Consider the following 13384-nt stretch of genomic DNA (forward strand, 5'->3'; position numbering starts at 1 on the left):
TAAAACCCACAATATTAACAATAAAATGGAGGTGTTTTCATGGAGATGATCTATAAAGATTATTTAATTTCTGATGATAAATCTAAGCTTGACAAGCAAGTGATTTTAGATTTTTTAGTCCAAAGCTATTGGGCTAATAGGAGACCACAAGAACGTATATTAAGATCTATAGAAAATTCACATTGTTTTGGAGTTTATCATAATGACAAGCAAATTGCTTTTGCAAGAGTAGTTACAGATAATGCTACTGTCTATTATCTCTGTGATGTATTTGTATTGAAAGAATATCAAGGTCAGGGGATTGGAAAGAAATTGGTAGAACAAATTGTAAATTCTGATGAATATGAATGGATGAGTGGAATTCTTGGGACATTAGATGCACATAGTTTATATGAACAATATGGATTTGAAAGAGACTTAGAACGATCAATGAGAAGAATACCTCAGGGAAGAAAGACAATGTGAGCAATTCAAGAAGACACAGACTTCATATAACATTATATCCACGCTTCGGGCCTAAAAGCCCTCGGTCCGCTAGAAGCGATTGGCAGGGAAGCAGAATCAGCGGACACATCCGCACCGACTAACCGCATCGCGGCCGGCACCTGGCGGAGCCTTAAGTCGGTAGTACGTCGTGGATACAGGAACGTTATCTGAAATCACTACAAATTCAACATTTTGAGGGAGCTATTACGTGGAGATCAACCAAGAAATAATAAAAATGCTATATCAAATTCAGTGGTTTAGTAAATGTGGAATAAGAGATTATCAAAGTGATACCGTAATATATACTAATTCTTGGGTTGAAGCGTCTGAACATTATAATTCTCGAGAATGGGAAGAAACAACTTTGAAGGCCAGGAATCAGTTGACTTTGTATTTACATAATAATTTTTCGAAAGAGTATTTACATTGGAATGCCATAGTCAAAGAAGCAAAGATAATTATCAATACGATGTTAAGCGAGCAACTGGATAGAACTCGAAATGAGTTCCAACTAGAGGATGTATTCAGTGAATGTGTTAGATGGGATATCTTAAATATAATTATGGAATACAGTTATTTAAGTAAGTTGAGAAAAAAATATAATAGATTTTACTCGGAACAAATATTATATATCTATTCTATAGGCCATCTGCCTTGTGGATGGGAAGGGAAATGGCCTTCAGGTAAGTTAGTGATTTTTTAAATATTGTTGAAGGCTTCTCGGGAAGGCAGTGACATCAGCTAACATAATATTCACGCTGCGGACATTCGTCCTTGGCCCGGCATTCGCCGGACACCTAGCATTCGCTAGGTCGTGAATACAGGAACGTTAGGTAAAATTCAGGGAAAGAAGGTAAGGTAATGACAGTAGAAACTCAATATTCAATTAAAAAAGCTGATCAAACCAAATATTCGAAGTGTTTTGCTACTTATAGAAAGAATATATGGTTTAGACCAAGTTGGTCTTTTTTACAACAGATGATGCTAGATGCAAGCGATTGTTTTTGGATTTATAGAGATGATAAACGAGTAGCTGGAATCTCTTTAAGTAACAATGAGTTGGGATCATTTTTTATGATACCTCCATTTGCCTTAACAGTTGATATAGTCTCTTTTCTAAAAGATGTTGTAGTCAAGAGTTCTGAAGGCAGTCACAGAGTAGAGGCTTATAATGTTTTAAGCGAACATATAGAAGTTTTTATGAACGAGGGTTTTAATATTTTGAGTACAAGGAAGTGTATGATTAGACCAACAGAGAAGATTGAGACTTCTCTTCCTAGTGATATTACTTGTGTCAAACCTAATCTGGAACACATTACAAGTATTACTCAGTTAATGAATGAAGCCTATTGTACAGGACCAGATAAAAGGGATTTAGATACATATAGACGAGATTTAATATATTATTTTGAACACAATAATCAAGAAGAAGTACTAGATGCATCAACTATCCTAGTTCAAAAAGAAACTAATGAGATTGTGGGTGTTTGTCTGGTCTCCATTTGGGAAGGTATCCCTCTTATTTATGAAATTGCTGTTAAACCAAACTACAACAATCAAGGATTAGGGAGATATATGTTATGTAAGGCTATTACTCATTTAGAGTCAGTATATCCGGTAATTCGATTATTTTTAACTGCAGGGAATAATGCTGAATATTTGTATTCGAAGCTTGGTTTTCTGTCAGGGGAGGAGACTTCTCACTTAGTTTTTGAAACTGAAGAAACACCGATAGCAACTCAATGATGTCCTGAACTCCACCTAACACCGTATCTACGCTGCGGGCTACGCCCTTGGTTCGTTAGAAGTGGTAAACGGGGAAGCTGACTCAGCTCACAACCCTGCGAGGCTAAGTCCGTCGGACCTGGTCACGTTGCTCCCTTAAGCCTCTCGGGTTCGTAGATACAACAACGTTCGGCGAAACCACCCAGGAGTAATTGTATAATTGTATGCGGATCAAGGAAGGGGATAAATTGAATGATATTGAATTTGGAATTAGCGGATATTTTAGAAAAATCTGAAATTAATTATATGGTTGATCGAATGACTGCAATCAGAGAACGAGAAGGAAACCCTGAGGGAATTGAAATAAAACGATTCGGGAGAGCACGGCGTTTTATAGTAAAACCATGCCATGGGGTCTTTTTAATAATGTAAAGGGAAGGATTTCTGAAGATGTCATTGAAGATATCTTAGACTTTTATAATGAGCGGGAAAGGAATTTTGAGATTCAAGTCATCCCGGGTAATATAAATCAAGAAGTTATGAAAAAACTCCATAATATAGGCTTTTATCAATCAGGATTTCATACAACGCTTTTTTGTGAACCTGGAAATCTAAATTCGTTTGATCATCATAAACTGGAAATTCGTGAACTACTTGAAGATGAGTTCGATACATATGCAGAAATTCATTGTTTAGGTACAGGATTATCTCTTGATGGGAAAGAACACGTAGCTGCAAATAACCGAGTACTGTTTTCCCGTCCTGGATGGCACTATTATTTGGGGTTGGATCAGGGCTATCCAGTTGCAGTAGCTGTAATGTATATAGAGAACAATGTTGCTTCATTAACATTTGCGACAACACTACCTGAATATCGAAATAAAGGATTTCAAACAAATTTATTACTTAGACGAATTCATGATACCTACAACAATTGTAATCTCATTGTTAGTCAGTGCTCATTTGGCTCGCAAAGCCATCGGAATATGGAAAGAGTGGGTATGAGAATTGGATATACCCGAGCAACATGGACAAGGGATTAATTGTGAGGGGAAATTTAGGCTGGCATCGCCTAACATAATATTCAAAGCCGCGGCCCTTCGGAGTCTTGGTCTGCGAGGTGGATTTCGAAGAGGCATTTCAGCAGACAACTCCGTTGGGGTTCATGAATACAGGAACGTTATCTTACATAAACCTATTACATTTAGGAGCAAATAATGAAGATCACTTTCTCGAAATGGGTTCAATATTATCGAAAAAATAATCAAAACCTCAAATATATTCATTGGGATGACAACTATAAATTAACAAATAATGAAAGAGAAATAATCATTAAGTCAATTCAACAGTTTCAATTAGGAGAAAACTCTGAAGGTAAATATCTAATTAAACGTGCACAAGAATATGTACATCAGACACAAGATCAGGATTACTATGAAGCGCTTATAGAATTCATTAAAGAAGAACAGAGGCACGCTAGAGATCTAGGCAGATTTATGAAGGTACAGGGAATCCCACTCCTTCGTAGACATTGGGTGGACAATGTATTTAGAAGATTACGTCGATATGCAAGTCTAGAACAATCAGTCATTGTTCTATTAACTGCTGAGATCATTGCTAAGTTGTACTATAAAGCCTTGCAAAAATCTACAAAGTCAGAAGTATTAATAGATATATGTAATCAAATTTTAAGTGATGAGGAGAAACATGTTCAGTTTCAATCTGAAACACTTCATAAATTTGCTCAAAATAGAAGTGTTTTCTTTAACAGAATAGTTTATATCCTTCGTAGAATCCTTTTTGAAGGAACGCTAATTATCGTGTGGTATCAACATAAGCGTGTATTTAAAGCTGGGGGATATAAACTCAAAAGTTATTACTATGAATGCCGTCATGAGTTTAACTTAACAAAGAAGATTATAGCTAATTCACAGTAGAGGTTTACGTCAGATAACATTATATCCAAGCTTTGGGTCCTGACGCTCCCTCGGTCAGCCCGAAGGGAATTGGCAGGGAAGTGGAATCTGGCGGACACATCCGCACCGACTAACCGCATCGCGGCCGTCTTTTGACGGAGCCTTAATTCGGTGGGACGTCGTGAATACAGAACTTTATAGGTTATCAGCGTAAAAACAGTATAACAATTCATAATTTTATTTTGAATAGGAGAGAAACCATGCTGGAGGCAGTCATTTTCGATATGGATGGAACACTATTTCAAACAAACAAAATCTTAGAGTTATCGTTAGAAGAAACATTCTCTATCTTAAGGTCTCTAAATGAATGGACGAGTGAAGCTCCAACCCAAAAATATCGTGAAATAATGGGAGTTCCTCTACCAGTAGTTTGGGAAACGTTATTGCCGAACCATTCAAATGAAATCAGACGAATTGTGGACGAGATCTTCCTAGAGAAGCTAATTGCAAATATTAATTATGGCAATGGTGCACTTTATCCACATGTCAAAGAAGTTTTTGATTTTTTAAAACAGGAAGGCTGCTTAATTTTTATTGCAAGTAATGGACTAATCGAATACCTCAATGCTATTGTTAACTGTTACAAGTTAAATAATTGGGTGACAGAAACCTTTAGCATCCAACAAATAGAGACTCAGAATAAGGATGACTTAGTCGGTCATATTCTTAAAAAACATCACATCAGCAATGCAACTGTAGTTGGGGACAGGATTTCTGATTTCAATGCCGCAAAAAACAATGGGTTGAAGGCTATTGGTTGTCGATTTGATTTTGCCCAAGAAGGGGAGCTTGCACAAGCGGATTTTATTATTGACGACTTACTTGAATTAAAAAGTATATTTAGACATCAGGGAAAATAGAATGCTTTTGTAATTATATCGATGAAGGCGCTGAAATCCTATAACACCATATTTAAGCTGCGGTTACCCCTTGGTCACAATGATGTTTTTGGCACAGGGGAGTTGATTCATGTGACAACTTGCTTCGCAAGTTCGTGAATACAAAAACGTTATAGGAAATCAATAAAGACAGTTAACAGATAAATAATTAAAAGCAGGTGAAAACAATGACTACAGATTTCATCATTCTCCATGGCTCAGCAGGAAATGGGAAGACAACATTGTCTCGGAGACTACATGAACATTTAAGATCTCCATATTTTGAATTTGGATGGATTCCAGAATTCCGTTCTCTATCTCCTTCAGTTCAAATCACGCAGAGGGAAGAAGAGCAGTTGTCATTTGAGAATTTGATGTTAGTTGTTAAAAATTATAATCGACATGGATTTAAGAACATTATAATTACAGACTTGGATGACGCACGCATACGGGATATTCCTATTCAATTTGAAGGATTCAATTATATTATTTTTACACTCTATAGTGATGAGGACGAAGTAATTAGACTAAGAATTCAGAACAGAAATAATGGGAATAGCTATTCTGATTGGGAACAATCTATTAAATTGAATTCGCTCATTAGGGGGAGAAACAAACTGCCGAATGAATATCGTATTTTGAATTCAAGCAAGGATGTCGAAAGCACATTAAAAGAACTATTAAATCATTTGGAAAGCCATCTCCCATCACGAAATAATAAAATACAAGTAAGTAAAAATGATTTCTATAGCTATATAAAAGATTGAATAAACGCGTTTTACCTAATTCTAAGAAGACGCTGACATCCTATAACAAAATGTTCACGCATAGGGCATCCGCCCACGGTCCCAGTAGCGACTTCGGAGAGTAGTTGCTGCGGACACATCCGCTTTCGCCGAGCGTCGTGAATACAGGAACGTTAGCAGAAACCAAGGGATTCCTTAATCAAATTATAAAGATTAGATATACTATTATTAAAGGACGGGGATTTCAATGAGTAGCTTGTTATTAACTTCTTGTGGTTTTTATACTGATGATATTAAAAACCAATTTCTGGATTTAATTGATGGAGATATCTCTCAATTAAAAGTCTCAATTATTACAACAGCATCCCCTATGCGAGAAAATAATAGATATGCACAAAGAGCATTGCAAGAGTTTAAGGACATGGGATTTCAGCATATCAATTTTGTAGATATAGAATTTGATGACCCGCAAATTCTCTTACATAGAGATGTTATATATATCAATGGTGGAAATCCATTTACATTATTGTATTACGCTAAGAAAAGTGGTGCTGATGAAATTATCAGAACACTGGCCGCACAGAATGTAATTATAGTTGGAGTAAGCGCAGGAACGTTATTACTGGGGCCGAATATTAACATTGTTGATTTCTTTACTCCACAGATGAACACAATGGATTTAACGGATTTTAAGGCATTAGGTGTAACCGACAAGCTTATTTTTCCTCACTATGATCGAGAGGACATATTTAAAGATAGTACTAATAAAACAATTGAAGAGAGAATAGTGGAATTTGAATCCAATGAGAACTGTAGTGTGACAAGGCTTAAAGATGAAGAATATATCTCAATCTTAATGAAACAAGCACATTGAAAGTGATAAATTCATTGAAAGTAGCTCGAAGAAGCCCTTAAAAATCTTGCCAACACCGTATTCACACTGAGGGGCTCAGCCCCTTGGTCTGTCAGTGGGGTTTCGAGGAAGTAGTATCCAGTAGACAATTCCTGTGAGGCTAAGTCTTCGACCCAGTCGCTCCATTAAGTCTCTCGGGTTCGTGAATACAACAACGGTAGATAAAATAACGAAGAAGTTTGTATTGGGAGTTGATTCATTGAAGTATTCAACTGTAGTTCTTGACTTGGACGGAACATTATTAAATTCAAAAAAAGAGGTATCTAAGAGAAATGTAGATGCGGTTTTATCTTGTTATCAGAAAGGAATGAGAATAATATTTGCAACAGCTCGACCGCCGAGGGCGGTTAATTGGTTGCTTCCACAAGGATTAGTAGATATCGGGGCTTTTGTATATTACAACGGAGCTCAAGTGATATGTAAGGAAACCAAGATAGAGATTAATGAATCAATCCCTGCTAATGTAACTACAGAAATTCTTGATTACTGTTTGAAGTGTGACCCTCAAATTGAACTGACTATGGAAGTGAAGGATGAGTGGTTTAGTTTAAGAGAGCTTGATTATATGAGCTCAATGAACACACAATCAAACCCCATAGTAAAACCCTTAAAAGAATTAAAGCAATATGATGCTACGAAGATACTTCTGACTGGCAATAATCACAATCCTGGATTGTTTGAAAAATTCGAGGGTAGAGTGAATATACTAATTACGGATAATAATAAATTAGTACAAATCATGCCTCTTCTGGCATCTAAGGAAATGGCAATTACTAAACTCTGTGAATTATATAATGTAGAATTGGATTCCGTTATTGTATTTGGTGATGATCATAATGATGTAGGCCTCTTTAAGATGGCGGGATATTCTATTGCTATGGGAAATGCGATTAGGGAATTGAAGGAAATCGCTGATGAAATAACCGTTAATAATGATGAAAACGGTGTTGCTGTAAGTCTAGAAAGATTTTGGGGGTAACTCAAGGTTACTTTATCTAACAGTACATTCATACACCGTCGCACTTGCTCCTCGGTCGCCAAGAAGGATATCTGAGAAGTTGATTAAGGTGACACATTCAATCAGCTAAGTCTATTGACCCGTTCCCAACGGTAAGGTGCTTGAACGTCAGGAATACAACAACGTTAGCCGAAAGAAGTTCTTATTTTAGGAGGAGTCTATATGATATTAGAAAAAGTTATAAATAGAATTGAAATACAAAGTGAATATAAGGATTTGGTTGATAAGTATATAGATCATATACTTAACGAATTTAAAGGTAAGATTCATAGCATTTATATGTGTGGCTCGATTCCAAAAGGAACAGCTCAACCTTTTAAGTCAGATGCAGACTTTACTATTGTATGTGCAAATCCCCAAGATATTGATTACGAACGATTGTCAAATATCAAAGACAGGCTATTGGAAGAATATCCATTCGTCACTAAGATGGATACGATCATTTGCTCGATTGATGATGTATTAAGTAGACCGAATGATTGGGGTTTTTGGATTAAGATTATTTGTGTTTGCATACATGGGGAGGACATTGGTGAAAAAGTACCCCCGATCATAATTTCTCCAGAATTCATTTTAGACTTAAATACAGATACCAAGGAGGAAGTAGATCGTGTACATCGTTCACTTTCTAATGTTAGTGATCTCTCAATGAAAACTAGATATATTAAAGGTTACTCTAAGAGATTAATTCGTGCATTATACTCTTTGGTTTTAGAAGATACAGGGGTATGGGAAGATGAAATCATTAAGATGAAGAATGCTATATTAAACTATTGTGAGATTAACTCCGCTTTAGTTGAGTATCTATATGCTTGTTACTTGGATAGTAGCAATGTACTTGTTGAAGAGTTTTTGAGAATTGCAGATGAAATATATCGCTACTTTGAAAACGTTTTAAATACAATGGCTGCTTCCAGAAATTCATTTGACTAACAATATATTAACGATCGTAGTCACTCTGAGAAGCGAGTGAGCACATCCAGTCCCTAAGCCCGTCGGGACGTTACTTCATTAGGTGTTCGGCAAGCCTCACAACTATAAGCAGCGACTCTAAGGGGCCAGGACGTCGTCAATACAAAACGTTAGATGAAATTGCTGTAATAAGAAATAAATAAGTGCGGACAAATGGGGGAGACTAGTCCTAAGTTTGCTGATAAAGAATCAATTGAAGTCTTATAAAGAAATTACATTTACCGCCACTTACTCCGTTTTCACAGGACTGGGAATATACGTTGGCTGATTCTTCGAAAGTAAATGAATTTATTACATATTATGAAAATAATAAATTTAACAACAAAGAGAAATTTATGCTGATGATAGTTATAATATCTTCATTTGATGATTATCTTTCCGAGGGAATAGGAATTGAAGAGATCAGAATTTGGAATCGAATAAAACAAAATATACTTAAAGACGATAAATTACATACAACAACGTTATATACAATCAGGCAAGAATTTACACCCCGAGGAGAGGTTTAGTTGTTCAATACAAACGCAATAACAAAATTTATAGGTTTATGTTTTATGTTCTTAGGCTATTGGAGATTAACTGATTTTGTAATTTTAAATCCGGTATTTACTTTTAGTTTCTCTATTGCTGGCTTCTTTTTCATATTATTTGATTTAACAACTCACCATCTTGAGCAATTAAAAAGGGAAAAAGAAAAATACTATAGTTGGAAAGGGAAGATTCTTAGATTTTTAAAACTCTCTCTACTATTCTTAACTGCATTTTCTATAGTAGCATTGCCTCATCTTACACTTGGTTGGGAACAGGAATTAATTTTGAAATTAAATGATGCAATTGTTCTTTTAGGTTTAGGTATTGTTGTTTTCCTAATCGGACTAAAATCAGACCAAGAAATAGATAACGTACTAGAGGTCTTTGAAGACGTAGAAAATAGATTGAAAAATATCGATGATAAATTTAGCGGTATAATAGCTAGTAAAGATGAAGAGATAGAAAAATTAAAACATGAACTTAAAGAACTGAGAGATGACTCAGGAAGCCCGGGAAGCATATAACAACACATTCAACGCTTCGGTCGCTCCCTCGGTCCGTTAGAGGCATTTCGAGGAAGCTTATTCAGCGACAACACCTGCGAGGCTAAGTCTTCGACCCAGCAAGGCAATTACTTCGTTTTATCGCCGCGGCAACCTTAAGCCTCTCGGGTTCGTGAATGCGGAAAGCGTTATGCGCCATTACCTGTAAATATTAAAGATAATATTTAAGGAGAAAACTTATGAAAAGTAAGATACTCTTATTATTTTTTATTACGATAATGTTTTCATCTTGTCAAGATAGTAGTCTACCGACTACTTTAAACAGCGAAACTAATTCAATAATGAATTCTGAACTGCCTCCTGATGTTGTGAGTACAGGTGATGGAACAGAATCAAAAGAAATAACGGAAGGTCTATCAGATACTGCTAACAATAAAAAAATATTACCCATGAGCATTGGGAACCTTGATTTAAAAGGAGAATTTTATGATGAAATGCTTCGAAATCTTATAGATCATCATTATGAAGTGGAATTTAATGAATTTCAAAATTCCAAAGAGATTATTACAACATTGGAATGGGGGGCATTTGAAAGCAAATATACAGAGATTTGGGATAAAGAGTTGAATCAAATATATAAAACGCTTCTTTCTAAGTTGGATAGAGAACCAAGAGAAGCACTAATTGAATCGCAGAAAGAATGGTTACAGCATCACTTAAGGGAAACAAAATTTGTAGAGAAGACATTTATTGATAATGGTTACCTTGGATCAAAAGGATCAGTAAGCCTAACAACGGTTATACGGGAGAGAATTAGGGAAAGAACAATGCAATTATTTGAATATCGATATCTACTAGATGGTGAAATTGAGTTTGTTTACCAAAGTAAAAAATAAAGTTGGAATCTGGATCAAAGGTTTTTTAGGTGATACTTCGAAGAGGGTAACGGCGCATAACAATGTAATCAAGCTGCGGGGCTACCACGTCTTGGTCGCCTGCGAAGTTTCGATGAAATGAATCCATACGACACTTTAATTTTACTTAAGATAAGAGCTATCTAAGGGGAATCAAAGTCAGGAATGGACATACGTTAGGTGAAACCGCGAAGTGCATTGAAAAAACAAAAAGGAGTTAGATGCAAACATGGAATGAAAACTTGTCCGAGTAAATCTTTAAGACAAAAGTATACTAATCAATTTATATGAATTGTACGAGTATGACTTCAGTAAATATACAGGTCGAGATATAGATAGAAACGGAAAATTCGAAGTAAACATAAATTATTATTGGGAAGGCGACGAAAGATGGAATCCATTTTTTATAGAAGTAGCAGGTAAACTCGTTGGTTTTATAGTATTCCTTTTTGAGAATATGGATACTGATCCAGATCCGACGCATGTGATATACGATTTTATGGTTTTACAGAAATACAGAAGATCGGGCATAGGTCGTAAAGCAGCAATAGAAGCATTTAAGATGTACAAAGCGAATTGGAAGATTTCGCAAATGGAGAGCAATCTTCCGGCAAGGACATTTTGGAGAAGTGTAATAGAAGGTTTTAAAGGAACTAATTACACTGAACACTATGTACAAGATCGAAAAAAATATATACAAGAATTTAGTACAAGAGATTAAAAGCATTTAATGAAAACTAATTCAGTACGGCATCGTCTACCATCATATTTACCTGCGGACCGGCTGGTACCTATCCTAGGTCCGCTCGAGGCATTCCAAGGAAGTGGCTCGGCTACGGGTAGGTTATACGACAGAATCAAAAACAATAGAAAAAGAGGGTCAAATAACCCTCTAAATACTAGAATTCTGCAATTCACTAAATAGTTGTAGGGCATCTTTGAAACCTTGTATGTAGATACTTCTTTCTAGGATGGATTGGAGTGAGATTTGTGCGTCTTCGTAAAGAAAAGCGGTATGTTGAAGTTGATCGGGCAAAGCATCACGAAGTGTTTTAAAGTATTGATCTGTCGGCAGAAAGTTGATTGTAGTCCGTATGACATTTCAGAAGCTCAGTATAGAGTAATTCTAAACGTATTCTTATCAGTGGTTCTGTTGATGATTGCTAATATGAAAGATAAGATAGAATTATGGAGGGGAAAAGATGAACATAATCAAGTGTAATATACGAGAACTCATGGCAGAACATCGAATAGATGATATAACAGAATTGATGGCAAAATCGGGCTTAAGCCGGAATTCGATCAATAAACTCTATAGGGAAACAAATATAGAAACAACAAAGCTGGAAACCTTATTCAAGCTATGCGATACATTTAATTGTAAATTATCTGATTTGATTGAATACGTACCAGGAGCAAAATAAATAGTGAAGGTCGATTTGAAGAAACGATTCCGTCCTATAACATAATATTCATGCATTGCTCCGCATTGCTCCTTCGGAGCCTGGGACTACGGATGGATTTCGAGAAGAGTTTCAGCAAACATCCCCTTTGGGGTTCATGAATATAGAAACGTTGTCCAATACTCCCAATCAAAACAACAACCATAGGAGCAATATTATGACAATCATTTTCAAAGAAATAAAAGACATTGATACACAGGCAATTCAAGAACTGTTTCATTCGGTGGACTGGAAATCAGGAGATTTCCCAGAAGATCTTAGACAAGCAATAAACAACTCGCATACGGTTATTACTGCATGGGATGATAACAAATTAGTTGGTTTAATAAATGCATTGTCTGACGGCGTGATGACAGTATATTTTCATTACATGTTAGTACACAAAGAATATCAATCATTAGGAATTGGAAAGAGAATGATGGAACAAATGCTTAGTCGATATTCTAATGTCAAAACAAAAGTACTTATATCCTATGATAGTGCAGAAAAATTCTATGGAATATTTGGATTTAAGCCAGAAGAAGGAACTAAAGCCATGTTTATTTCAGATATGGTATAGCATTGAAGTAAAGATTCCGATCAGATGAGAATTGATTAGATGAATTTGTTTTTGAGAAGGTCCTATATAAAGCTTCAATTCAGAAATTGAAGGGATACCAGATGATAAGTTATAAACCATTTCAAAAATTATTGATTGACAGGGAGATTAAGAAGCAGGATTTATTGAAAATGACGGGGATCTCATCGGCAACGATGGCAAAACTCAATACGAATGAGTATATATCTTTAGAAGTAATTGATAAATTATGTACTGCATTGGGATGCCAGCCTGGAGATCTATTGGAGCATATAGCAGATCAATGATGGGATGATAACATCTGCTGTTAACCAAAATTGAGATTCCGTCGTATGACATAAAGCAACGGCTCCTAACGGAGCCTTGGTCTGCTAAATGGATTTCGAAGTTGATATTTTGGCAGACACCTCCGAGAGTTTGTTGAACTGCATAAAAAAAGGAAGGTGATTAGAAATCACTGCAATAAATTAAAGAGGAGAAGCTAATATGTCTAGACCTTTAAGAATTCATATTATAGGTTCAACTGGTAGCGGAAAAACATACCTTGGTCAAGTTTTGTCAGGGAAGTTAAATATAAAAATTTACGAACTATATAGATTGAACTGAAAATCTTTACGCCCGAACCAGTAGCCGATCAATTAATTCAAAAGGACTCTGATTGACCCGTTTCATGAAATCTGCA

Annotated in this window: 16 protein-coding genes and 1 pseudogene; 16 read left to right on the forward strand and 1 reads right to left on the reverse strand. The window is 35.9% G+C overall.

The window, feature by feature from the left end:
- Positions 1 to 39 precede the first annotated feature (39 nt).
- The 13 genes from J2Z28_RS27715 (at position 40) to J2Z28_RS27775 (ending at position 11383) form a co-directional block, all read left to right on the forward strand.
- Positions 40 to 465, forward strand: a complete 426-nt coding sequence (locus tag J2Z28_RS27715; RefSeq protein ID WP_211085347.1) for a GNAT family N-acetyltransferase — start codon at positions 40 to 42, stop codon at positions 463 to 465.
- Positions 466 to 694: 229 nt separating this feature from the next.
- Positions 695 to 1189 carry a hypothetical protein gene (locus tag J2Z28_RS27720; protein WP_211085348.1) on the forward strand — a complete coding sequence of 165 codons (495 nt, stop codon included), beginning with the start codon at positions 695 to 697 and terminating at the stop codon, positions 1187 to 1189.
- Between the two features lie 158 nt (positions 1190 to 1347).
- The gene (locus J2Z28_RS27725) at positions 1348 to 2232 is read left to right on the forward strand and encodes a GNAT family N-acetyltransferase (RefSeq protein ID WP_211085349.1); all 885 of its coding nucleotides are present in this window, start codon (positions 1348 to 1350) and stop codon (positions 2230 to 2232) included.
- Positions 2233 to 2615: 383 nt separating this feature from the next.
- Entirely contained in the window at positions 2616 to 3254 is a 639-nt protein-coding gene (locus J2Z28_RS27730; RefSeq protein ID WP_342357560.1) for a GNAT family N-acetyltransferase, read from the forward strand.
- Positions 3255 to 3428: 174 nt separating this feature from the next.
- A complete protein-coding gene (locus J2Z28_RS27735; protein WP_211085350.1) occupies positions 3429 to 4148 on the forward strand; it encodes a ferritin-like domain-containing protein in 720 nt (239 codons plus the stop codon).
- Positions 4149 to 4387: 239 nt separating this feature from the next.
- The gene (locus J2Z28_RS27740; RefSeq protein WP_211085351.1) at positions 4388 to 5047 is read left to right on the forward strand and encodes an HAD hydrolase-like protein; all 660 of its coding nucleotides are present in this window, start codon (positions 4388 to 4390) and stop codon (positions 5045 to 5047) included.
- A gap of 206 nt (positions 5048 to 5253) precedes the next feature.
- Positions 5254 to 5832 (forward strand): hypothetical protein, encoded by a 579-nt coding sequence (locus J2Z28_RS27745; protein WP_211085352.1) that lies wholly within the window; start codon positions 5254 to 5256, stop codon positions 5830 to 5832.
- A 226-nt stretch (positions 5833 to 6058) separates the two neighbouring features.
- Entirely contained in the window at positions 6059 to 6685 is a 627-nt protein-coding gene (locus J2Z28_RS27750) for a Type 1 glutamine amidotransferase-like domain-containing protein (RefSeq protein WP_211085353.1), read from the forward strand.
- Between the two features lie 238 nt (positions 6686 to 6923).
- Positions 6924 to 7703, forward strand: coding sequence for a Cof-type HAD-IIB family hydrolase (locus J2Z28_RS27755; protein WP_211085354.1), 780 nt, complete (start codon positions 6924 to 6926; stop codon positions 7701 to 7703).
- Between the two features lie 201 nt (positions 7704 to 7904).
- A complete protein-coding gene (locus J2Z28_RS27760; protein ID WP_211085355.1) occupies positions 7905 to 8675 on the forward strand; it encodes a nucleotidyltransferase domain-containing protein in 771 nt (256 codons plus the stop codon).
- Between the two features lie 548 nt (positions 8676 to 9223).
- Positions 9224 to 9769, forward strand: coding sequence for a hypothetical protein (locus J2Z28_RS27765; protein WP_211085356.1), 546 nt, complete (start codon positions 9224 to 9226; stop codon positions 9767 to 9769).
- A 218-nt stretch (positions 9770 to 9987) separates the two neighbouring features.
- A complete protein-coding gene (locus J2Z28_RS27770) occupies positions 9988 to 10644 on the forward strand; it encodes a lysozyme inhibitor LprI family protein (protein WP_211085357.1) in 657 nt (218 codons plus the stop codon).
- A gap of 310 nt (positions 10645 to 10954) precedes the next feature.
- Entirely contained in the window at positions 10955 to 11383 is a 429-nt protein-coding gene (locus J2Z28_RS27775) for a GNAT family N-acetyltransferase (protein WP_244988570.1), read from the forward strand.
- Between the two features lie 171 nt (positions 11384 to 11554).
- Here J2Z28_RS27775 and J2Z28_RS31410 read toward each other — a convergent pair.
- Positions 11555 to 11807, reverse strand: a pseudogene (locus J2Z28_RS31410) (hypothetical protein).
- A gap of 57 nt (positions 11808 to 11864) precedes the next feature.
- On the opposite strand from J2Z28_RS31410, the gene J2Z28_RS27780 reads away from it, so the two are divergent.
- The 3 genes from J2Z28_RS27780 (at position 11865) to J2Z28_RS27790 (ending at position 12989) form a co-directional block, all read left to right on the forward strand.
- Positions 11865 to 12086 carry a helix-turn-helix domain-containing protein gene (locus J2Z28_RS27780; RefSeq protein WP_174806439.1) on the forward strand — a complete coding sequence of 74 codons (222 nt, stop codon included), beginning with the start codon at positions 11865 to 11867 and terminating at the stop codon, positions 12084 to 12086.
- A 196-nt stretch (positions 12087 to 12282) separates the two neighbouring features.
- Positions 12283 to 12684: a GNAT family N-acetyltransferase gene (locus J2Z28_RS27785; RefSeq protein ID WP_211085358.1), complete on the forward strand. Its 402-nt coding sequence runs from the start codon at positions 12283 to 12285 to the stop codon at positions 12682 to 12684.
- 101 nt (positions 12685 to 12785) lie between these two features.
- Positions 12786 to 12989: a helix-turn-helix domain-containing protein gene (locus tag J2Z28_RS27790; protein ID WP_211085359.1), complete on the forward strand. Its 204-nt coding sequence runs from the start codon at positions 12786 to 12788 to the stop codon at positions 12987 to 12989.
- Positions 12990 to 13384: the final 395 nt, after the last annotated feature.

The organism is Paenibacillus xylanexedens (assembly GCF_017874615.1).
In the GTDB taxonomy this organism is placed as follows: domain Bacteria; phylum Bacillota; class Bacilli; order Paenibacillales; family Paenibacillaceae; genus Paenibacillus; species Paenibacillus xylanexedens.

What these genes read in the sequence shown, in the direction of transcription:
- J2Z28_RS27760 (WP_211085355.1), top strand. Translation starts at nt 7,905, where the DNA reads ATGATATTAGAAAAAGTTATAAATAGAATTGAAATACAAAGTGAATAT.
- J2Z28_RS27745 (WP_211085352.1), top strand. Translation starts at nt 5,254, where the DNA reads ATGACTACAGATTTCATCATTCTCCATGGCTCAGCAGGAAATGGGAAG.
- J2Z28_RS27780 (WP_174806439.1), top strand. Translation starts at nt 11,865, where the DNA reads ATGAACATAATCAAGTGTAATATACGAGAACTCATGGCAGAACATCGA.
- J2Z28_RS27790 (WP_211085359.1), top strand. Translation starts at nt 12,786, where the DNA reads ATGATAAGTTATAAACCATTTCAAAAATTATTGATTGACAGGGAGATT.
- J2Z28_RS27750 (WP_211085353.1), top strand. Translation starts at nt 6,059, where the DNA reads ATGAGTAGCTTGTTATTAACTTCTTGTGGTTTTTATACTGATGATATT.
- J2Z28_RS27735 (WP_211085350.1), top strand. Translation starts at nt 3,429, where the DNA reads ATGAAGATCACTTTCTCGAAATGGGTTCAATATTATCGAAAAAATAAT.
- J2Z28_RS27730 (WP_342357560.1), top strand. Translation starts at nt 2,616, where the DNA reads ATGCCATGGGGTCTTTTTAATAATGTAAAGGGAAGGATTTCTGAAGAT.
- J2Z28_RS27770 (WP_211085357.1), top strand. Translation starts at nt 9,988, where the DNA reads ATGAAAAGTAAGATACTCTTATTATTTTTTATTACGATAATGTTTTCA.
- J2Z28_RS27740 (WP_211085351.1), top strand. Translation starts at nt 4,388, where the DNA reads ATGCTGGAGGCAGTCATTTTCGATATGGATGGAACACTATTTCAAACA.
- J2Z28_RS27785 (WP_211085358.1), top strand. Translation starts at nt 12,283, where the DNA reads ATGACAATCATTTTCAAAGAAATAAAAGACATTGATACACAGGCAATT.
- J2Z28_RS27725 (WP_211085349.1), top strand. Translation starts at nt 1,348, where the DNA reads ATGACAGTAGAAACTCAATATTCAATTAAAAAAGCTGATCAAACCAAA.
- J2Z28_RS27715 (WP_211085347.1), top strand. Translation starts at nt 40, where the DNA reads ATGGAGATGATCTATAAAGATTATTTAATTTCTGATGATAAATCTAAG.